Raw genomic sequence first — 20,140 nt, 5'->3', positions numbered from 1 at the left:
TTATTTCGCTTTTTAAACATCTTTTATTACAGTTGTATATCGTATACAGATAACACATTATTTTACTTAAACTTTGGATTTGTTTCATTTTACGCAATCATTCCACAATACCAAAATGAAATTGGAATTTATTCAACATTTAAACTTTTGCGTCTCCTGCGATTGTATTATGAATTAGACTTCCAAATGGCTGTGAGTCTGCGAAATCATTTCAGGATACAACAAAATCTGAAACTTTTAGAATATCCATAGGTTTCACTATGAAACCTATGAAAACTAGAAAGCAAATTTACAGAAGAATCAGTACATTACCGCGATAGCTAACAAAGCTTAAGTTAACAGTAATACAGAACAATAGAATATAGAACAGTTAATCAGATAAAACAGAATCAATACAGTAGAGAATAAGCCGAAATGAACTTGAAAAATAAGAATGCAGGTAAATATACCTGCAATGGAAATTGAAGCCTTTCAGCTAAATTTTTGTTTTGTGAGACAAATCAGACTAAACCAGACCTCTGAAGAGTCATAAGGTCTTCGGTGGTGAGTTTTGCTCCGCCCTTGAACTTTTCGAAGATAGATTTAGCATCCTTCTGAAGTTCGGACTTAACAACGCGGGATTTCCCTTCTTTGTCTTTCTTCTTAAGCTTGAAGATTTCTTTGTCAAGGTCCCGGATTTCTTTCTGGGCATTGATGAAAGCCTTGTGCTGCTCGTCAGCTGCTTCCTGGGCTTTTACAAATTCCCTATGGGCAACGTCAGACTCTGCCCGGGTTCTGTCAGCCTCTTTGAAAGCTGCAATCATCTTCTCATGATATTCCTGGGCCTGCCTGGCATATTCAGCCAGCTCGGTATGGAATTCTGAGGCTTCATCTCGGATTTTCTGGGCTTCGTCCAGAAGAGTCTTCAGTTCGGAGTTGCTCTCTAGCTGAACTTTTTTGACCTGATACTGCTTTTGAAGCTGAGTGATCTTCCCAACGAGTTCCCTTTCCTTGGTTGTGCTAAGGACTTCAGTCTGCTGGGCGAATTCGAGGCGATCGATGTCTTTTCTCAGAGCTTTGATCGAAGGACCACCAAGATTGCTCTGTTTTCTGATGGAGTCAGCCTTTGCAAAGAGCTCGTTTGCCTTAGCATTGGTGTCATCACGCTTATTCTTGTATTCGCTGACCTTCTCATTAATTTCGTCTCTGAGGACTTTTAATTCCTGGGCTTCATTGATAAGGTCTTTCGTCTTCTTGTTCAGGTCGTTACGCTTTGCAGCGAGTGCACTAGCCTCTGCGTTTAAAGTATTCCTTTTTTCCTTGGATTCTTCAGAAATGTCTTTCAAATCTGATCTTTTTTTCTGCAATTCCTTTAGCATCTCTTATTGTGCCTCCCGATCCAGCAAAAAAGCTGGCATTTTAGTAGCTCTATTGTTCGATGTCGACATGCTGTGCCTGATTACAACATTGATAAGAAAGAGATTCAAGAACAGGGATAACGGCTCTAAGGTCTTTTTTTGTTATGACCACGTCCGCATATTCCCTCAGGATGGGCTTGGGATTGAAAGCTATGGCAAAACCTGCTCTCTCAAAGACACAGGCGTCGTTTGCGCCGTCCCCGACAACTACACATTGCTCTGGCCGAACCCCATTTAGTCGGGTGAGTTCTTCGAACACCTTTGCTTTGGAGTCGCTCTGTGTTATTGGGCCGACAACTTTGCCTGTAAGGCAGCCGTCTTCCACAAGCAGTTCGTTGGAAACAATGAAATCAATACCAAGCGCTTTGCCTATCGTATCGGCAGAGATGGTGAATCCACCGGAAATCATTGCAGTTTTATAGCCTCTACTTTTGACATAGAGGATAAGTTCTGCCGCTCCAGGCATTAGATCGATCTTGTTTACTGCATCAAAGGCAGCTTCGAGAGGAAGTCCCTTTAGAAGCCTAACCCTTTCAATAAGCGCTTGCTCAAAATCGAAGTCTCCATACATCGCTTTCTTCGTAATCTCCTCTACTTTGCTTACAACACCTGCAGCCCTGGCGAGCTCATCGATAGTCTCAGCGTCTATAAGGGTGCTATCCATATCAAAAACAATCAATTTGTTTCCAGTAAAATTATGCATAGGACAGTTCACTCAATCAAAACCTGGACCTGAATAACTATTAGATATAGCGGGATAATTTCCCGAAAAAGGGCATGCTGCCTGGTGTACCTTCTTCAGGGGTACCCCCGCAATTTAATATAATAAATTTGCCCTGACATTAAAAGCCCACCAATGGATAAAGTTTTCAAATTATAATACGGGTTCTGTGAAACAAGACCACAAAACAACACATTGATGTCAACGTTTTTGAGTGAAATAAATCACATCCTTTTTAAGCTTTTCGGAGGGGCAGAGAAAGATATTGAATAATAGTTATATATTGCATATGTTTTTATAAAAGAAAGTTGATAAGGACATAACTCGCCAAAAGGATTATAAACCCATTAGGAATTCCATTATTGAAGAAATTGGTTAACACAGGATTTTGAGAAAAATGGTCAACATAGGTTTTATAAAAATGGGCAACCTGGGAATGAGCCAGGTTATCAATCTGCTCCAGGATGAAATTGCAGCAAGAGAGGGAATTACGGTACGTGTATTTGGCACAGGTGCCAAAATGAGCCCTGCCGAAGCTGCAGCTTCTGAAAGTTTCAAGCAGTGGGATGCAGATTTTGTGATAATTATCAGCCCGAATGCAGCAGCTCCGGGCCCCAAAGCAGCTCGTGAAATATGGAAAGACGTTCCCTGCATTGTGGTCTCAGATGGCCCAACAAAGAAAGAAGCCAGAGAGGCTCTTGAAAAGGAAGGTTTCGGATATATGATCCTCCCAGTAGACCCTCTTATCGGAGCCAAAAGAGAGTTTCTTGACCCTGTAGAGATGGCATCCTTCAATTCCGATGCAATGAAAGTGTTATCCGTTTGTGGTGTCGTTAGACTCGTCCAGGAAGAACTGGATAAAGTAACTGACCAGGTTGCTTCCGGAAAATCAGGAAAGGAACTGGAGCTTCCACACATTTTTGCAAAACCTGAAAAATGTGTTGAGTATGCAGGCTTCGAAAACCCTTATGCAAAAGCAAAAGCTCTTGCCGCCCTTCACATGGCTGAAAAAGTGGCACAGGTTAACTTCCCTGCATGTTTCATGTTAAAAGAAATCGATCAGGTATGCCTGACAGCAGCAGCCGGACACGAAATAATGGGAGCCGCCGCTCAGCTTGCAATACAGGCAAGAGAGATTGAAAAATCCAATGATACCGTACTCAGGCAACCCCATGCAAAGAACGGTACTCTGCTGAAGAAAGTAAAATTATACCAGAAGCCAGAGTAAGCCCGGAAAACCTTAAGGCTTAAATCGGAAGCTTAAAGGGAGGAGCGAATAATTCCCTTGATAAATAAGAGGAAGACGGTCCTCCAATAACTACTTTTTTAAATTGTTGTGCAAGTACTTGGTAGTATTTCAATTTATTATTTAAATGTCAGTAATTTTTCAATTTATTATACAAACTTCAGTAATTTTTCAATTTATTATACAAACTTCAGTAATTTTTCAATTTATTATACAAACTTCAGGCTATATTTTACGAGTTCTATTTCTTAGCATCTTCAACTTCTTCCAGTACCGATGTATATTCCTGAAAAACAGAGTGAAGATCTATAGTAGCCAGTATGTCCACAACTCCAAGAGCTGCAATAACTTCTCCGTCTTTCGAGTGAATGGGAGCAACAACTACATGTTTTCCCCTGTACACGCCTTCTGTAGGGACTTCGTGGACAACTTTGTTTGTTTTCAATACTTCTTCGAGCACAGGCCCTGTGTAGTCTCTGTCAAGGATTTGACCCTTTTCCAGGCGAAGTCCTTTTCGCTTGAGACTGCGAATGGTTGTAGGAAGTCCAATGACCGAGTGTATCGCAACTGCTAGTGACTCGAGGTCTTCAGGCCCTGAATCTTCTGAGATAGTTAGGGTAGTAATCTTTTCACCCCTGTAAATTACTTGAGACCGGGAAAGACACAAATTAAAGGCTTCTCAGAAATGAAAAGCTGGATCCGACTTTCCGGTCATATTTATAATATATTTTTTCAAAGAATATATAATCACTCCTCATTTACAAGGGCTTTTATAAACGCCTGTTTATGCAGTTCCCCTGACTCATGGATTCCACCGACCTCGCCACGTGTCGCCCGACAGGGGTAATGCTGGATCAACAGCCCGGCTTTTGGAGGTGCGTCTTTAACCTCCGTTCCGACTATTTCCTTTGCCATATACCAGGTACTCCCACATGGAGCACCTTTTATTACCTCGACATCGGCAATTTTTCCATCTTTTGTTTTTACCTTCAAGATAGGAGACCCAAAGAGTTCCGCAAACGGTCTATTGAAATCATTGGGCTCAAGACTACAGCAGATCTCATCTACCTCGACATCCATACCTGAAACTTCGGAGATCTTTTTGAGTTCAGGAACTGAAGCCCTGGATGGTCCACCCGGAACTATAAGAGAGCGCACACCGGCTTCTGCCGCAAGTTTTGCAATTGCAGATGTCAGATCCGGATGCAGAGAGTAAGTAATTATAATTTCGGCAGAGAATACACGCCTATCGAAGTTAAGGGCTTCCAGATATTCATCAGGCTCTTCAATAAATACAGGCACAAATTCAGGCAGGTCCGCAGTTACGATTGAAAAATCACTATGCTCCCTGACAGTCTCAATCAAGCGGTGCCCGTACTTGCCCCGCGTAATTACTCCTATTACAGTCATATTATTCTAAGCTATTTTTAATATTACATAAATAGATGCTTATTTTGTCTGGAATTTAGACCTGACTTGCCAGCTATACATGAAATTGGGATCTTATCATGAGTCCAGAAAGCATGTAGATTATAAATACAGATAACGCGTTTCACTAAAAATCTCTAAAGAAAAAAGACGGTATTTATGAGAGGAAAACTGATCACACTTGAGGGCATTGACGGTTCAGGCAAAAGCACCGTTGCGGAAAAACTTAAAAAGAACCCTGAAATTAAAGCCTTTAACCCTATTTTTACCAGGGAACCAACAAGAGGGACTCTAACTGGAAACGCCGTGGAAAAAGCTATTCAATCAGATACCGACCAGCTTGCCGAGCTTTTCCTTTTTACAGCTGACCATGCCGAACATCTGGCAAAACTTATAAAGCCTGCACTTGAAAACGGAAAAATAGTAATTTCTGACCGCTATTCCGACAGCCGATATGCTTACCAGGGCATCACCCTGAAAACTCACCTGGAAAATCCTCTTGAATGGGTAAAGGATCTGCACCGGAGCTGGACTATCGTTCCAGATTTAACCTTTCTCTTTGATATCAGGCCCGAAATTTCAATTGAACGCTGTGGGAAACGAGGAGAACAAAGCAAATTCGAGAAATTAGAGTTTTTACGGGGAGTCAGGGAAATTTTCCTCAAGCTTGCGGCAGACGATCCAGAACGTTTTATTGTAATCGATGCTTCCCATTCTCCTGAATACGTAGAAAAAGAAGTTGTGAAAAAAATTCAAGAGTTTCTGAGCAGGAACTGACCAGAAACAAGAGTGAACCGAAATTAAACTCAAATAACTGTTAGAGACCGTTATCATCCGCAAATTTTATCAGGGTTTCTCCTAACATCCTGACATGAGTGGGGTTAAGGTTGAACCTGGACCTCTTTACGCCTCCCCGCTCCTTTGCAAGTTCGACATACTCTTTCTCAAAGCGGTCACTGTGTGCCAGGGAGATCGTCATATACCAGCCTCCTCCCATCTTAATCTCCACATATCCATCTCCGCTTTTCCCCTCAGTGCTTTCTTCGATATTCTCTTCAGATGTATCCTTCTTTACCATATGTAAACCTCATAGTTTCCTATTTTTAAATGAAATCTGTGATCTTTTCTTAATACTAAAATACGCGATTATATACAAGACATATTAGGCTGAAATAAAAGGATTTCCAGGTAACAGTTAGTTTTTATTATCAAATTTTAGTTCAGTTATTAGATTTTAATTTAGTCATCAGATTTTAGTTTAGTTATTAGATTTTATAGTAAGTTATCAGATTTTATTTTAGTTATTAGATTTTATATTAGTTATTCGATTTTATTTTGTTATTCGATTTTATTTTGTTATTCGATTTTATTTTGTTACTCGATTTTATTTTGTTATTCGATTTTATATTAAGTCATCTGACTTAAGCCCTGAACTCAACACGGCCGGAGGGACCATTCCCGAATGCACGGCAGTTGCGACCAGGGCTCCTTTTATTCCTAGCTTATCAAGAGTAAAAAGATCCTTCATATCCTTGACCCCTCCGGCAAGCAGCACGCTATGCCTGGAACATTTGACCAGTTTTCGAAGGAATTCTGGGTCAAAGCCTGAGGCTGTTCCAACCCTGTCAAGGTCAAGGAAAATGAGGTCTTTTAAGGGTAAATTATTTAACAGTTTTACTATTTCAAAAGGAGACTCCGGAAGCTCAGGATCATTTTTCAGGACTTTACCATGCTTTATATCAATGCTGACACTGATCCTTCCGGAGTTTCCATAAGCTGCATCTTTTATTGCCGAAAGAGTACCTGTCTCTGTGCCTATCACGGCAGTTCCTGCAATGGAAAGGGCTTTGTCCGCGTCCTCTGGAGCTGATATCCCGAAATCAAGCATTGTGTCTGCCCTTAAGCTTACTTCCCTAATTACTCTGGCATTGATTTCAAGAGGCCCTTTGCCCTGAAGCACATTGAGGTCGGCAATATAGACTTCACTGGGATGCAGGAGTTCCACTATCTCTACAGGGTCCGAGCTGCTACATACAGTACTTGAATCTGAAACCGGAAGGTATTTTTCCCTGACCCCGCCCTTTGCAAGAACTACGTTACGGTTAAATATATCCATCACAAAAACTACTCGGAACATACTTATTCAATAGTTGTATCATCCTATAAAAAAGTATAAAATAAAGAATATTGTATAAAAAGAGTAATATTCACTGTAAGATTCCAATTAGATGTTTATTTAGAGGCTTTTTATGAAACTGCTTATAAGTCCAATTAATAAAGAGGAAGCAATAATTGCTTCCAGAGGCGGCGCAGACATTGTAGATGTCAAGAATCCGAAAGAAGGTTCCCTTGGCGCGAATTTCCCATGGGTAATAAGGGACGTAAAAGAAGCTGTAGACGGTAGACAGCCAATAAGCGCAACCATAGGAGATTTTAACTATAAACCAGGAACTGCTTCCCTTGCAGCATTTGGAGCAGCCGTTGCAGGAGCAGACTATATTAAAGTTGGCCTTTACGATATCCATACTGAAGATCAGGCTTTCGAGCTTATCACAAAAATAACACAGGCCGTAAAGGACTACGACTCGACAAAAAAAGTTGTTGCCTCAGGGTATTCGGACTACAAGCGCATCAATTCAATTTCTCCATTACTGCTTCCTTCAATCGCCGCAAAAGCTGGAGCAGATGTGGTGATGGTTGATACAGGAATTAAGGATGGAAAATCTACCTTCGAATTTATGGACGAGGAAGAACTTAAAAGGTTCACGGACCTTGCCCATGGGTGCGGACTTGAAAACGCGATTGCAGGCTCCCTGAAATTTGAGGACCTTCCAGTGCTTGAGAGAATCGGACCGGATATTATCGGGGTTCGGGGTATGGTCTGCGGAGGAGATAGGACAAATGCAATCCGGCAGGAACTGGTAGAAAAGCTCGTAGCTGAATGCCAGGCTTGAAAAACTCTTTTTGATTTGAAACTGAAATTTTGTGCCGGCAGGTCACCAGACAGGCCTGCCGAAAAAGAATTATAAGTAAATAACTATTTTTGGTCTGATGTTTGTTTTCGGACACGTCGGGATCACTCTAGGGATCTTTTATCTCCTGAGCCGATTACTTTCAAAAAATAACTTCTGGGTAAAGGTTCCGTGGATTGCATTTGGAGCGCTCCTTCCAGACTTTATCGATAAACCTCTTGGCAGGATAATTCTTGCCGAAACCATAGGAAGCGGGCGAATTTTTGCCCACACTCTCCTTTTTGGCCTTCTGCTGGGCCTGACAGGTTACTATCTCTATAGACAGGGGAAACCTGAACTCATGATTATTGCAGGAGCATCCTTTTGCCACATTTTAGAAGATCAGATATGGAATACCCCTGAAGTATTTTTCTGGCCGCTCCTGGGCTGGGGGTTTCCGAAAGACACGATTTCAGCAAGCTTTATTGAGTATCTTATGATAATTTTTAGTAGATCCTACCACCCAGCATTCACAGAAGTTTTTATCTCAGAAACCGTCGGACTGACTATAATTGTCCTTCTTACTGTTAAGTATATAAGCGAGAAGAAAAAAGAATTCTGCTATAACAAAAACCGCACATGATATTCTTTGAATAACAGGCACAAAGAAATGAAAGTACTCTACTTTACCTTTTTTTCCAATTGGTCTCGTCATTGCCTTGAGTGGTAAGGTTGTCCTAACTATGGTTTTTCAAGCCATCGCTAAACTAATCAGGGAATTGCCATAAAAGAATTTGATAAATAAGCTAATGAAGCTTTAATATAACACATTAAAGCAGAATAAGAAAAACATCTTCAGAAACAGCCTGAAAGTTTTCCATTCTGGTGAAAATAGCTGGTTCCACCATACAACATACCCGGGCCTATTCCCTGAGACCGAAGCCCATTCAGTATTTCCGTACCTGCCTATATTGGTCCTGTTTCCATTATTTACTAGCTCCTTTGAATAGTCAGATTCTGGATAACCGGCATCGATACATGGAGAACTCATAGTGTCTTTTACCCACGTTTTTCCATTCCATCTTCCACCTGTTGATTTCAGGTGATAATCGTGATTTATCTCGTTTGCAAAGTGAGGGTCTACATGGATATCGCTTGTCGAACTGGCGTTCATGTAGTCTCCTGCGGAGTTATTGTAAAAGCAATTATTTTCCAACACAAAGGAATGCGTTTCAGGAAGATAATTAATAACTCCATATCCTGTTCCGCTCGGGTCTTTCGTACGTTGCAGCGTGTTTACAATAATATTATTGCGGACAATTGTGGTATATCCTGTACCTTTGGGTGAAAGATCGGTAGAACCACCTGTAGGATACATATGGATAATTGCAGCGTGATACGTACCATCAAACACGTTATTCTCTACAAGGGTATTGTAAAATCCACTTGTTACTATACCACCTACCCAATCTATGTTTGGGTCCGTACCAGTGCCGTAGAAAACATTGTGGTGAATATATACATTCTCTGCCTCTTCCATGGGATAAGAATAACCATATCCTAACAGCCATATCCCGGGCCCATAGGTGTTATGAATAGTATTATTATACACCTCTATGTCACTCATCACTCCTGTTGTTTTCTCAATCAGAATTCCAGAACCACCCGCACTCCAATGGGAAAAGGAATCTATTATGTTATCATGGAATTTTACATGGTTTGAATTCAAGATTCTAAGACCGCTGTTAGTCCTGCAGGTTATTGTATTATTCCAGGCCTCTACATTTTGACACTGGATTGCAAAAAGACCGTCATGCCCCAGTTTATACATCCGGTTATCGTAAAACTGGATATTAGAGCTTCTCTCTATCTTCAGCCCATCTCCGTGCCCATCATGCATGTACATAGAGTGAACCTGAATGTTGCTGGAGTTTAAGAAATAAATATGATTGTAATATCCCTCTCCTCTATTTTTTTCCTTATTCTTGTCATGATTTCCATTGATTTCAAATCCTTTTATAGTAATATTCTGGCTTCCAGAATTGTCCATCTGCGTAATCAGAGGCTTATTTTTCGGCCAATCTGCGTTATCTTCAAGTTTAATTACGGCTGTCGGATCTCCTTCCAGAATAGTGTCGTTTCCAATTAAAATACTGTCCGAGACGATGTATGTATTGGGGCCCTTCAGATGAACAGTTGTGAATTGAGGGTTTTCTGCAGCATATGCGAGAGCTTTGTTTATTTCTACCTGGTCGTTACTCCCATCACAGTTAAAATTCCCTCTCCCATCGGCAGAAACATAAACAGTAATATCTGGTGATGTAGTGGAGAGAGCGGTTGTTCCTAATGCAATCAAAAAAACTAAAATTGTAAAGTAGACTACGGTTTTTTCCCTTTTTTGCAATCTATGTCTCAGAATTTTCCCGTTCATTTTTATTCCTAGATTTTTAGTATTAACTCTCCGGGCATGAAAAAACCATTTTCAGAGAATATTATCAGTTAAATTTTGGCATAGATTAATATTTCTTTTTAATTCCGTTGACTCAGTACCAAAACGCACATGAAATTCTCCGAATAACAGGCACAAAGAAATGAAAGTACTTGAAAGAACTTTCATGCTAATCTAGTGGTGAATATAAAGATTAAAATCACTGGATTTTGTAATTAGTCACAATCCTTGTGATACGACTTAAGAATTGAAGTCTTTAGATATCGAATATTGATTTTGATGATAACTGGCTTCTTCTTGCTAATTCAGATTTTCAATCCAAAAATGCAAAAATCACTGGATTTTGGAACAGAGTCCCTTTGACTTTACTTTCAAAGAAGTGCGATTTTTGCCTGGATTTTTCCTCAAAACCACTATCAGATGCCTTTTCATTTCTCTTTGATTTGTTGATCCTAACTACTAAATTCACTTTAATAAGTCTATTGATAATGATTTACTTGGAAAAGTATATATAAAGGTTGATCCTAATTAAAGAGTATGGTATTTTTGAGAAAGAAACTTATCAAAGGCAAACCTTACTGGTACATTGTAGAAGCTGCCAGGGTTAACGGAAAGGTAAAGACTGTTTTTCAGATTTATCTGGGTAGTGCAGAAAAAATACTTGAAATGAAAAAACAATGTGAATCGATGCCTTATGATAAACTTAAGTCTTTTGAGTACGGCAAGCTTGCCGCACTCCTTCATGTAAATGAAGAACTTGGATTCATTGACATAGTAAACAAGCATACTGACAAAAAATTAATAGATGGATTGAGTGTTGGAGAATACCTTTTACTCGATATAATTGGGAAAAGTCACGGCATTTTAAGTGAAAACGGGATCGAAGACTGGTTCAAAAAATCCCCAATATCTTTCATGTGGAAGTTTCCTCACAAACTAAATTGCCAGAATTTCCTGAACCAAATGAGTTACATTGATTCAGATACGATGAAAAAGATTGAAGACGACCTTTGTCGGGTTCTTGTTGAGAAGGGGTTAACTCCATCAATAATGTTTGTTGATGAATCAAACTGGTTTACCTTTGCCACTAATTATGATGAAAAAAGTGAACTGCTTCATAAAGGATATAACAAAAAGCATCGTAAAGACAAAAATCAAATTTGTGTATCACTGGCTGTAAATGAAAACAATATACCCTTTATTCACGAAACTTATCCTGGAAATGTTCCTGATTCGGAAGAATTTTCGGGTATTGTAGACAAAATCATAAATCGACTAACTGAATTAAATATCTGTTCTGAAGATCTTGTTCTTGTTTTCGATAAGGGTAACAACTCTAAGGATAACATTGAAAAGGTAATCTCAAAAATGAGTTTTGTAGGAGCCGCAAAAGCAAATCAAGCTGAGGATCTCCTTGATGTTCCACTTTCAAGGTATGAATACCTGTATAAGAATACAAAAGGTAACGAGATTTTTGGGTGCCGGACAAAACATCAGTTCTACGGAACAGAATTCACAACCGTAATTACCTATAATGAAGGGACTTACAAACTCCAAAAAAGCACTTATGAAACAAACAAATCAAAAATAATTGATCAACTGAAAGACCTGCAGAGAAGATTAGAAAGCAGTAAAGGAAAAGAGAGAAACAGAAGCAGTGTCGAAAATGAAGTTGCAGAAATTATTCTTAAAAAATTCAGGACTGTCATTAAATACGAAATAATTGAAGCTCCTGAAGGTAGGAAAAAACCTCAGTTGAAGTTCTGGGTTGATGGGGAAAACGAAAAAAGGTGTGAAAAAACGTTTGGTAAGAATATTCTGTTTACGGATAAGCAGGAGTGGCATACTAAAAAGATAGTGAAAACATATAACAGTAAAAACCTTGTTGAAGACGATTTTAAGCTGTTGAACGACCATTTACTTGTCCCTGTAGGACCAGTTTATCACCACAAGGATGAAAATATAAGGGTTCATGTATTTTTGGCTATGATTGGCCTGCTTTTCTACAGATATTTGGCCTGGGAAGCAAAGATATATGGGTTTTCTATGAAACAACTGATTGAAAAACTGTCTGAAATTAAGATTGCAGTAGTTCAGGAAAAAGAATCCAAAAAAAGCAAAATTATTGTGGAAGAAATGGACACTAAACAAGCATCGTTATTTTCTTTTCTGAATATGGAGAAATATCTGCCATCGTAATGGAATCGTTGTTGGTAGGATTATTCTTTTGTTAGGCATACACAGATAAAGCCGCCGGATAACGTAAAATCACTCATCTTTGAAAGCAAAGTTTGAACTCACAATTAAATTTTCAAAATTAAATACAAAAACAATTTTTAAGATTATTGCTACTGTGCATTTCAAGCAGAACATCAAAAAATTTTTTATACCCTTGTGCCCCTTTTTTAAAACATCAAGTTTTTTGCGAAGTTGCGTTCTCGTTTATTCCCAGTCTTATGTAATTTCACTATAAGTCAAAAATTTGTTATGTGATTATAAGCACAGTTGGTCGCTCGGTGGGGTCTTATGAGGGGGAGTTTTTCAGTCACAGTGGATCTTGAAGATTGGTATCATATTCCTTCAGTCTGCAGTTCTCCTTACGCTGTTTACAGGACTGTGAATGAGTTTTTTGAAAAATGGGACGGCAGGTATGATTACCTGACTGAACCTACAAAAAAGTCACTGGATATTCTCGATGAGTTTAATGTGACTGCTACTTTCTTTGTAGTCGCAGACATTGTCGAACATTATCCTGGACTTGTTGAGACAATTGCGGAAAGAGGGCATGAAATTGCATGTCATGGTCTGCATCACGCCTGCAAAATCAATCCTGAGACAAAGGAGCGATTAATGAGTAACGACGAATTCGAGCAGAAAACATTGTTTGCAAAAAAAATTCTTGAAAAAGTTAGTGGAGAGAGAGTTGTAGGCTACAGGGCACCAAATGCCTTTGTAGGTGGCTGGATGCTAGATTCACTTGAAAACATCGGGTTCAAATATGATTCCTCAGTTTCCGTAAATTCTCTTTATAATAAAACGGATTCGTCCCTCAAGACAGTCTCATCTTTTCCTTACTACCCTTTAGAGAACGGGCTTGAGGCAGGCGACGACAGAAACTTTATTGAGTTCCCCTGGGCATACTATCAGAACGTACTTAAAATTCCAGCATCTGGTGGCCCAATACTCCGCTTTCTTGGAGCTCCTCTGGTATTGAATGGGCTTATCCAGAGTTTGAAAAGAGGACATACTATCTTTTATTTCCACCCGATTGATATTTCCTGCACTAAATTTCCTTCAGTAGGGAACAACAGGCCATTTTACTGGTGTATGAAAGGAAAGCTTATAGAACGTAGAATTCGTCACATTCTGAAAGCCCTGACTGATGTTAAAAAAGAGTGCCTGAGGGATTACCCAGGAATATAACCTTTAGAAAGGTTTTCTAGATATAATTGAAAATTTGAAAAGGATCCTGGCAAGTCTAAATAGGACTCACGCGGTTGAACTGAAGAGTCAACAGCATCAGAACGTTAGCTGTACAAAACACGACTTTAATCCACAGCCTTTGCCATAATTGATTTTGTTCCTCAAGTGCGTAAGTACTATATAATAACAATTATAATAAAGAATAATCAACACTGAATATTAATTATATAGGACAAATATTTATACCCTAAACTTTAATTGTTTATTTAAATAGATTTTAGTTATATCTGATTTGCGAGATTTTACATTATATTCCTCCATGTATTTCCTCACTCCATCTATTTTTCAGGGAACCGCCTAATTATCCTGATCTTAAACGAATGATTTCTTCTGATGGACTAATTAGGGACATGCAGACGTTGGCAGGAATAACAAATAAATCTGATAAATGATGTTCACTTCGTAGGTTAAAAGCTGCATATAGTCTTCGGAGGATCTGTACTCAAAAAGGATATACTTAATATACTGTGAGTTATTGTGACAGAAACAATAAAGTCTCTGGATAAGGGTATATATCTGAAAGCCTTTAATTGTCGAAACATTTCACCATCAAAACATTAATTAGGTTAAGGCAGGTATATCAAACTGCACTTAGGGCACAACCATTAATTATTTGTTGGGCCGTTTGAATATAGAAGGAATAAGGAAGAGAAGAAACAAATAAACAAAATTTTAGGATCGAAAGTTTTTGGGCCTGTGTGCTGCCTGTAAAAGAAAAACTCTTTTAGAGTGAAACCAAGTTTTCAGGAATAGATCATAGTTAGGTGCGGAAACTGGACTCTGCAATTTTCAAAAAGGATGGGGGACACATTGTCTAAAACTACTAATAACATATTAAACCTTATAACCTCAATTTCTCTATTACTATTGGTTTATAGCCTTTTTATTCTCAGGGGAATTCAGCCCAAAGGATACACAGTCGATATCTATGAACAGCTTCCTTTTCATTTTTACCTTACCCTGCTCTTTTGTTACGTTTCAGCCTGCGTTCTGCTTCTTGCATACCGAAAAATGAGCGCAGTTCTTATACTGTTTCTTGTCCATACTACAGTACTGATAACCCCTCACATGCTTGGTTATGTTTCAATAGGCAGGGGAGATGAATTTTCGTACCTCGGACTTGCAGGACATGGTTCATTTTGTAACCTTTCGGGCTTTTCCAACCTTTCTCCCACGGGTCCTCTGCTCGTTTCAGCTCTGGCTCAGATTTCAGGCCTTGAAACGTCGGCACTTTCTTACTTCTTGCCAGTATTTTTCTCAATAATATTTATTACTGGAATGTTCCTGTTCTATCGGATTTTTATGAGCAGGGAAAAATTGGTCTTAACAGCTTTTCTCTCCTCGCTTATTCCGTATTTTGGCCATTTCCAGACCTCAGCAGTTCCTTATTATCTTTGCTTTTGCTTGATACCTCTATACCTTCTTGTGCTGAGAAGCGTAATTTCAGATAAAAACAAGGCAATGGCTGTTTGCCTTCTTTTCATGATACCATTGATTCCTTTAGCTCATCCCTTTATTTTTGCATATCTTGTCTGTTTCTCCCTATCCCTTGCCCTATCGAGTAAAATACTGAAGCCTGAATTTGTCCGTAAAATACTGAGTATCAACTTTTTCTTCTCTGACGGTTCCCACCCTGCAGGAAAAAAAATGAATATATTTGTCTTCCTGTCACTTATCTCGGTAGGCTTCCTGCTTTGTGCAAAATATACTCTTCAGTTCTTTGATATATCTATTTCAAACCTTATCCTGCGCACTAAAATGATAGTGTCCGCAGGCTTTTCCACGTTTCCATCAACTGAAAACGGAGTTTTAGAGTTTGTACATCTCTTGAATCTCTACTACGGCAAATACTATATTCCTTTAATTTTTATCCTGATCAATTCCGTAATCGTATGGCAGAATCGTAAAAGGTTTTGCCATCATTTTGTTCGCAGGTACCCCCGTTTTCTGGTCCTCTACATAGTAACCTTTTTCCTGGAGATTGCTTTCCTTTTAAACCCCTTCATTCCTTACCCTCCAGATAAGTTTGCAAATTTGAGCTTCATTATTTTTGCCCAGATTCCTTTGTTGGGGTATTCCCTTTACATTATTTTCCTTAGAAAAGGGTATACTCTTGGCCTTGGCTCTGCAGTGCTGGTTCTCTGTCTGCTCTGGACACTGGGATTCTTCACCTGTTTCAGTTCGCCGTATACAGGTGGAGTTTCTGAAGCTATTTCGGAAAATGAGGCCGATGGGGTTCAGTGGTTATCCTGCGTGAAAGAAACTTATCCATATGTTATGTCTTGTACAGACAAGTACGAAATCATCGCCCAGCCTGAGATACTTAGCAGCAATATGAGCCGGGCTAGGCTTGATGAGGTTTCCCAAAAGTCTCATTATGCCTCTAAAAATGATTCTAAAGACAGTATCTCTGTAGAAAAAGCAGCAGAAAACGAAACTTTCTATATTGCAGAAACAACTTTTTCTGAGGCTTTGAATGCCAGGGAACAGGAATCCAATAAAACATCAGTTTCTACAAGCGGAAGTACCTTCAAACCCCAGGCTGCTTATCCTGTATATAAGATCTATGATTCCCTTAACATAGAAATTTATGAATATGTTCCGTGAACTCCCCTCTGTTTCGTCTGGAAGTTGGGTCTCTAGAGAAGTTAATTTCCAATTTTTGAAGGTTTGACTTTTTCGTTTTTTTGGAATGAAAGCACTTTTATTAACAGAATATTTAGCTATGAGAAAAACAGGATTAAACAATTTAAAATTCATTTACTGACCGTGGCATTCACTTACGGAGTGTTCACTTATAAGAATCAGGGATTATTTTAAGAATCAGGGATTATTTTAAGAATCAGGGATTATTTTAAGAATCAGGGATTATTTTAAGAATCAGGGATTATTTTAAGAATCAGGGATTATTTTAAGAATCAGGGATTATTTTAAGAATCAGGGATTATTTTTTACAATTTGCGTAGCTTCAACTATAATGCCATCTGATCCTTTAGTGCTTATTTTTTTGGCAGGGAGACCTGCAATTGAAATGCCTTTTTCATAAAATGAGTTATTTACAACGGAGTTTGCCCCAATTGCTATATTGTCCGCAATTAGGATATTTCCAAAAATTTTGGCACCAGGCCCGATATATACGTTATTTCCAATTTGTGGGGCTGAAGCCTCATTCCGATTAGATCCTATGTTAGTACATGCATGTATTCTGCAGTTCTCTCCAATCCTGACATTTTTGTTTATGATGATAGTTCCTCTATGGGCAATACACAACCCTGGACCAAAGACATTTATTGGAATACTGAACCCTAGATGAACACTCATCATGTAGAACCTGAATAACAAGTATTTGAGATATAATTTGGAAATTAGAGATTTCTTACAGTTGTTATAATACTCAGTTTTTCGTAGTAATCTCTGAAATTTCCATATATCATCACCAATTAGTCTAGGGCGTCTACAATGTTTCCCTAAAGCAAACTTGTCTGCTTTTACGTAAAAATCATAATCTGCTTTCGACTTAATAATAACTATACCCCTTTACTTACTTTTGCAGAATTTAGAAGTTTCGATAGTTCCTAGAATCTGATAAAGTTTAACTTCCCAAACTCCCTGAAGTAGAATATAGGTAAAACGATAAACCCTACGGATTAAAGAGATAGGACTTACGCACTTGAAGTACAAAATCAAGCACTTTCGACATTGTGACTTGTTTAGTGTTTTAGACAATTGAAGGTTTAATGCTATCGATTTCTCAGTCCAACAGCGTAAGTCCTAAGAGATTTACGCGCTCAGAAGCCTAAAATATATAACCGTAAACAATCCAATCAATTATGGTAAGGATTTATATAAAAATTAGAGTAAGAGTACTTCTTATAAGAATTACTTATTAATGGTTAGTTTTACTTCAACATTGAAGTGAAAATTAATAGGCAAATTTTAAAATTTTAGTTGACCCCAAAACTCAAAATTAAGTTTCTTAATCCGTATTCTGAATAATCAAGGGAGTTTTTTATCGTGGGAAATAGTTCTGACTTTCCTATCAATTTAGGAACAAAATTGATTTTAGGAAGAGATCAATCAATAAATTAAAATCAAATAAATTTTAAAAATTCAGGTTTCCCATGAGTTTACTTTTATTTTTAAAGTTAAGATGAACTTTTTAGAATTTTATTCGTGGGATTTAAACAACGGAAAGAATGCAAATAATTTCAAGGGGAGTTTATTTACAGTCCTGAAAAGATAAATTTTTTTAACATTGAAGAATTATAGTTCAATGTATTGGGGATTTGAAATGAATGGAAAGAAGCAAACGTACAAATGGGGAGACAGAAAAAAGTTATTGTTTCTTGGTATAATTTTTGTTTGTATAATTGTAAGTATAACCCTCACTCTATCAAAGACATCCTGTACAACAGTTTATGTTGCTACCAACGGAAGTGGAGATTTTAACTGTGATGGAAGTGATGACCAGGTAGAAATAAACAAAGCTCTTGCATATGCTGCAGAAAACCCAAAATGCACAACCGTTCATCTGAAAGGCCCCAGTACATACATCATCTCGGGCAGTATTTTAATTGGAAACAATACTATTCTGGAAGGAGATCCGACAGCCGTAATCAAACTTGAAGATAAAGCAGATTGGCCTCTAGAAAAACCTATGATTACGCAAATGAACAGTGCTGAAAATCATGATATTACCATAAGGGGATTTGAGATTGACGGAAATCACGACAAAAATAATGAAAAAAATAGGGGAAAGGGGTATTACAACCTGATATATTTCCTTAATTGCAAGAATATACAGGTTCACGATATGTATATGCATGACAGTCACGGCGATGGACTTAAAGTCGTAAAATGTTCAGGTGTTAAGTTTTACAATAACCGGGTATATAAGTTAGGTCATGACGTCCTCTACGCTATCTATTCTTCGAATATAGAGGCCTGGAATAATAAAATAACGTGCAGAACGAATAGCGGTTTGAGAATTTACAATACAAACCATGTAAAATTTTATAACAATATAATTGACTCAGAAGGAGGAGGAGGGGCAGGAATTGAAATCCAGAAAATTGGTCCGTCAACTGTGATGAATGATATTGAAATCTACAATAATCTGCTATACGAGACGAATGCAGCAGGCATATGGATCACAGGCTATGGGCCCGAGTATTCGAAAGATTCTGCAAAAGACATATTCATACATCACAATAAATTTTATAAAACCGGGATTAACGAGGGTGCGGACTGGGCAGGGGGCATAGTGCTTAGTGGTTTCCAAAATACTGTGATAGAGAATAATAAATTCGATGGCTGCTATGGCGCTGCTATTGCCCATAAACAGGTCAGTGATGAATTTTCAGCCCCAGGTTCAGGCTATATGACTATCGTGAAAAATAATATAATAATTAATACACAGTCCAGTCCTGCAGCTGGGAAAGGATATGCTGTATACAACCAGCTAAAAAATACCCATTCCTTTATCCTGGAAAGCAATTGTCTTTCAGGCAACGCCGGCGGGAACTATATGGGTGCAAACTCTACCTCAGACGTTAAAGCTGACTCCGAACTTGCAGCAAAGTTGAACGCCAATGAGTCTTTGGGCAAGGACTTTCCCTGGAGTGAAGCTATGTCTGCCGGACCGCAGACGCCTTATGAGATAAATGAAAGCAAAGCCCAGACCGGCCAGGAAGAAAGCTTTGAGTCGAGCCTTAAAAGAGCTTTTTCAGAGTTTATAAAGTTCCTGAAAAAATTATTATTAAATATTTCGATGCAGTTTGATAAGGCGGAAAACCTTAAAATTGCTTTACCTTTAATTATTTCTGACAACAGGCTGAGAGAAGAAGCCCCAAATACCACTTTTAGTGATAGTGAATATATCGATATCGGAAAAAAATCCGATGGGGGCATTTATAGAGGCGTTATAATCTTTGAGCTGAGTTCACTTAATCAGACTGACCAGGTTGAAGAGGCAACTCTATCTTTATTCTGGCACTACCCGGAGAACCAGATAAGATCAAAAGATACTATACTGGAAGTATACAGACCTATGAAATGGTGCAGAGAACATGTTACCTGGCAGCAAAGGGAATCTAATGACCCCTGGAAAAATTCTGGAGGGGACTGGTATGACAGGAATGGGGTCTTCCAGGGAAGCACCCCATATGCCACGATAACTATCAGTGGAGATGAGACCCCTGACAACCGCTACTACGACCTGGATGTAACAGAACTTGTGCAGGAATATATAAGTGGAAAGTACGAGGATACAGGTTTCCTTATAAAGGCTCGCGAAGAAGATGAAAACTATATAGCTTTTTACAGTTCTAACTGGCAAAATAAAAATCAGAGACCCAAACTCACTATAGAGTATACCTGAATGTCAATAAAGTTGGTCTGGAAATATTTTGATTCATGAAGAAAAGAACATATAGGCATAAATGAAGAAGTATTTAACTTTTGATG

16 protein-coding genes are annotated in these 20,140 nt (G+C 38.6%); 8 read left to right on the top strand and 8 right to left on the bottom strand.

Features of this window, described 5'->3' with window-relative positions; translation table 11 throughout:
* Nucleotides 1-500: 500 nt before the first annotated feature.
* The gene (locus tag MSVAZ_RS00950) at nucleotides 501-1,358 is read right to left on the bottom strand and encodes a coiled-coil protein (RefSeq protein WP_048116880.1); all 858 of its coding nucleotides are present in this window, start codon (nucleotides 1,356-1,358) and stop codon (nucleotides 501-503) included.
* A 49-nt stretch (nucleotides 1,359-1,407) separates the two neighbouring features.
* The gene (gene serB / locus MSVAZ_RS00945; protein WP_198146774.1) at nucleotides 1,408-2,100 is read right to left on the bottom strand and encodes a phosphoserine phosphatase SerB; all 693 of its coding nucleotides are present in this window, start codon (nucleotides 2,098-2,100) and stop codon (nucleotides 1,408-1,410) included.
* 415 nt (nucleotides 2,101-2,515) lie between these two features.
* Here serB and MSVAZ_RS00940 point away from each other — a divergent pair, with 415 nt between their 5' ends.
* Nucleotides 2,516-3,346: a F420-dependent methylenetetrahydromethanopterin dehydrogenase gene (locus tag MSVAZ_RS00940; RefSeq protein ID WP_048116874.1), complete on the top strand. Its 831-nt coding sequence runs from the start codon at nucleotides 2,516-2,518 to the stop codon at nucleotides 3,344-3,346.
* Between the two features lie 259 nt (nucleotides 3,347-3,605).
* Here the strand turns inward: MSVAZ_RS00940 and MSVAZ_RS00935 are convergent, their stop codons facing one another.
* Nucleotides 3,606-4,031 (bottom strand): DUF2111 domain-containing protein, encoded by a 426-nt coding sequence (locus MSVAZ_RS00935; RefSeq protein WP_082091000.1) that lies wholly within the window; start codon nucleotides 4,029-4,031, stop codon nucleotides 3,606-3,608.
* Nucleotides 4,032-4,111: 80 nt separating this feature from the next.
* Complete coding sequence (locus MSVAZ_RS00930) at nucleotides 4,112-4,774, bottom strand: DUF166 domain-containing protein (RefSeq protein WP_048116870.1); 663 nt, start codon at nucleotides 4,772-4,774, stop codon at nucleotides 4,112-4,114.
* A 177-nt stretch (nucleotides 4,775-4,951) separates the two neighbouring features.
* Here MSVAZ_RS00930 and tmk point away from each other — a divergent pair, with 177 nt between their 5' ends.
* Nucleotides 4,952-5,569, top strand: coding sequence for a dTMP kinase (tmk, locus tag MSVAZ_RS00925; RefSeq protein ID WP_048116867.1), 618 nt, complete (start codon nucleotides 4,952-4,954; stop codon nucleotides 5,567-5,569).
* A gap of 40 nt (nucleotides 5,570-5,609) precedes the next feature.
* Here the strand turns inward: tmk and MSVAZ_RS00920 are convergent, their stop codons facing one another.
* Together MSVAZ_RS00920 and MSVAZ_RS00915 are read right to left on the bottom strand one after the other, a co-directional pair.
* Complete coding sequence (locus tag MSVAZ_RS00920; protein WP_048116866.1) at nucleotides 5,610-5,870, bottom strand: hypothetical protein; 261 nt, start codon at nucleotides 5,868-5,870, stop codon at nucleotides 5,610-5,612.
* 324 nt (nucleotides 5,871-6,194) lie between these two features.
* Entirely contained in the window at nucleotides 6,195-6,929 is a 735-nt protein-coding gene (locus MSVAZ_RS00915) for a HisA/HisF-related TIM barrel protein (RefSeq protein ID WP_048116864.1), read from the bottom strand.
* Nucleotides 6,930-7,041: 112 nt separating this feature from the next.
* On the opposite strand from MSVAZ_RS00915, the gene MSVAZ_RS00910 reads away from it, so the two are divergent.
* Both MSVAZ_RS00910 and MSVAZ_RS00905 read left to right on the top strand, forming a co-directional pair.
* A complete protein-coding gene (locus MSVAZ_RS00910; RefSeq protein WP_048116862.1) occupies nucleotides 7,042-7,746 on the top strand; it encodes a (5-formylfuran-3-yl)methyl phosphate synthase in 705 nt (234 codons plus the stop codon).
* 97 nt (nucleotides 7,747-7,843) lie between these two features.
* A complete protein-coding gene (locus MSVAZ_RS00905; RefSeq protein WP_048116860.1) occupies nucleotides 7,844-8,386 on the top strand; it encodes a metal-dependent hydrolase in 543 nt (180 codons plus the stop codon).
* A 174-nt stretch (nucleotides 8,387-8,560) separates the two neighbouring features.
* Here MSVAZ_RS00905 and MSVAZ_RS00900 read toward each other — a convergent pair whose 3' ends face one another.
* Nucleotides 8,561-10,174, bottom strand: a complete 1,614-nt coding sequence (locus MSVAZ_RS00900) for a right-handed parallel beta-helix repeat-containing protein (RefSeq protein WP_048116857.1) — start codon at nucleotides 10,172-10,174, stop codon at nucleotides 8,561-8,563.
* A gap of 555 nt (nucleotides 10,175-10,729) precedes the next feature.
* Between MSVAZ_RS00900 and MSVAZ_RS00895 the strand changes: the two genes are divergently transcribed.
* The 3 genes from MSVAZ_RS00895 to MSVAZ_RS00885 all read left to right on the top strand — a co-directional run bounded on the left by MSVAZ_RS00895 (nucleotide 10,730) and on the right by MSVAZ_RS00885 (nucleotide 16,282).
* Nucleotides 10,730-12,391 carry an IS1634 family transposase gene (locus MSVAZ_RS00895; RefSeq protein WP_048116854.1) on the top strand — a complete coding sequence of 554 codons (1,662 nt, stop codon included), beginning with the start codon at nucleotides 10,730-10,732 and terminating at the stop codon, nucleotides 12,389-12,391.
* A 327-nt stretch (nucleotides 12,392-12,718) separates the two neighbouring features.
* Complete coding sequence (locus MSVAZ_RS00890; RefSeq protein ID WP_048116850.1) at nucleotides 12,719-13,615, top strand: polysaccharide deacetylase family protein; 897 nt, start codon at nucleotides 12,719-12,721, stop codon at nucleotides 13,613-13,615.
* Nucleotides 13,616-14,485: 870 nt separating this feature from the next.
* Nucleotides 14,486-16,282 carry a hypothetical protein gene (locus MSVAZ_RS00885; RefSeq protein WP_048116847.1) on the top strand — a complete coding sequence of 599 codons (1,797 nt, stop codon included), beginning with the start codon at nucleotides 14,486-14,488 and terminating at the stop codon, nucleotides 16,280-16,282.
* A 330-nt stretch (nucleotides 16,283-16,612) separates the two neighbouring features.
* Here the strand turns inward: MSVAZ_RS00885 and MSVAZ_RS00880 are convergent, their stop codons facing one another.
* Nucleotides 16,613-16,999, bottom strand: a complete 387-nt coding sequence (locus tag MSVAZ_RS00880) for a serine O-acetyltransferase (protein WP_231592330.1) — start codon at nucleotides 16,997-16,999, stop codon at nucleotides 16,613-16,615.
* 967 nt (nucleotides 17,000-17,966) lie between these two features.
* On the opposite strand from MSVAZ_RS00880, the gene MSVAZ_RS00875 reads away from it, so the two are divergent.
* Nucleotides 17,967-20,054, top strand: a complete 2,088-nt coding sequence (locus tag MSVAZ_RS00875; RefSeq protein WP_048116843.1) for a disaggregatase related repeat-containing protein — start codon at nucleotides 17,967-17,969, stop codon at nucleotides 20,052-20,054.
* Nucleotides 20,055-20,140 lie beyond the last annotated feature (86 nt).

The sequence above is a fragment of the Methanosarcina vacuolata Z-761 genome, from assembly GCF_000969905.1.
Taxonomy (GTDB): Archaea; Halobacteriota; Methanosarcinia; order Methanosarcinales; family Methanosarcinaceae; genus Methanosarcina; species Methanosarcina vacuolata.
This window is presented reverse-complemented; position numbering and strand designations above follow the sequence as displayed.

Bases quoted from the DNA above. Each gene is read 5' to 3' on its own strand.
- MSVAZ_RS00940 (WP_048116874.1), top strand. From the start codon at position 2,516: ATGGTCAACATAGGTTTTATAAAAATGGGCAACCTGGGAATGAGCCAG.
- MSVAZ_RS00895 (WP_048116854.1), top strand. From the start codon at position 10,730: ATGGTATTTTTGAGAAAGAAACTTATCAAAGGCAAACCTTACTGGTAC.
- MSVAZ_RS00915 (WP_048116864.1), bottom strand. From the start codon at position 6,929: ATGTTCCGAGTAGTTTTTGTGATGGATATATTTAACCGTAACGTAGTT.
- MSVAZ_RS00950 (WP_048116880.1), bottom strand. From the start codon at position 1,358: ATGCTAAAGGAATTGCAGAAAAAAAGATCAGATTTGAAAGACATTTCT.
- tmk (WP_048116867.1), top strand. From the start codon at position 4,952: ATGAGAGGAAAACTGATCACACTTGAGGGCATTGACGGTTCAGGCAAA.
- MSVAZ_RS00905 (WP_048116860.1), top strand. From the start codon at position 7,844: ATGTTTGTTTTCGGACACGTCGGGATCACTCTAGGGATCTTTTATCTC.
- MSVAZ_RS00910 (WP_048116862.1), top strand. From the start codon at position 7,042: ATGAAACTGCTTATAAGTCCAATTAATAAAGAGGAAGCAATAATTGCT.
- MSVAZ_RS00890 (WP_048116850.1), top strand. From the start codon at position 12,719: ATGAGGGGGAGTTTTTCAGTCACAGTGGATCTTGAAGATTGGTATCAT.
- MSVAZ_RS00880 (WP_231592330.1), bottom strand. From the start codon at position 16,999: ATGATGAGTGTTCATCTAGGGTTCAGTATTCCAATAAATGTCTTTGGT.
- serB (WP_198146774.1), bottom strand. From the start codon at position 2,100: ATGCATAATTTTACTGGAAACAAATTGATTGTTTTTGATATGGATAGC.
- MSVAZ_RS00900 (WP_048116857.1), bottom strand. From the start codon at position 10,174: ATGAACGGGAAAATTCTGAGACATAGATTGCAAAAAAGGGAAAAAACC.
- MSVAZ_RS00930 (WP_048116870.1), bottom strand. From the start codon at position 4,774: ATGACTGTAATAGGAGTAATTACGCGGGGCAAGTACGGGCACCGCTTG.
- MSVAZ_RS00875 (WP_048116843.1), top strand. From the start codon at position 17,967: ATGAATGGAAAGAAGCAAACGTACAAATGGGGAGACAGAAAAAAGTTA.
- MSVAZ_RS00920 (WP_048116866.1), bottom strand. From the start codon at position 5,870: ATGGTAAAGAAGGATACATCTGAAGAGAATATCGAAGAAAGCACTGAG.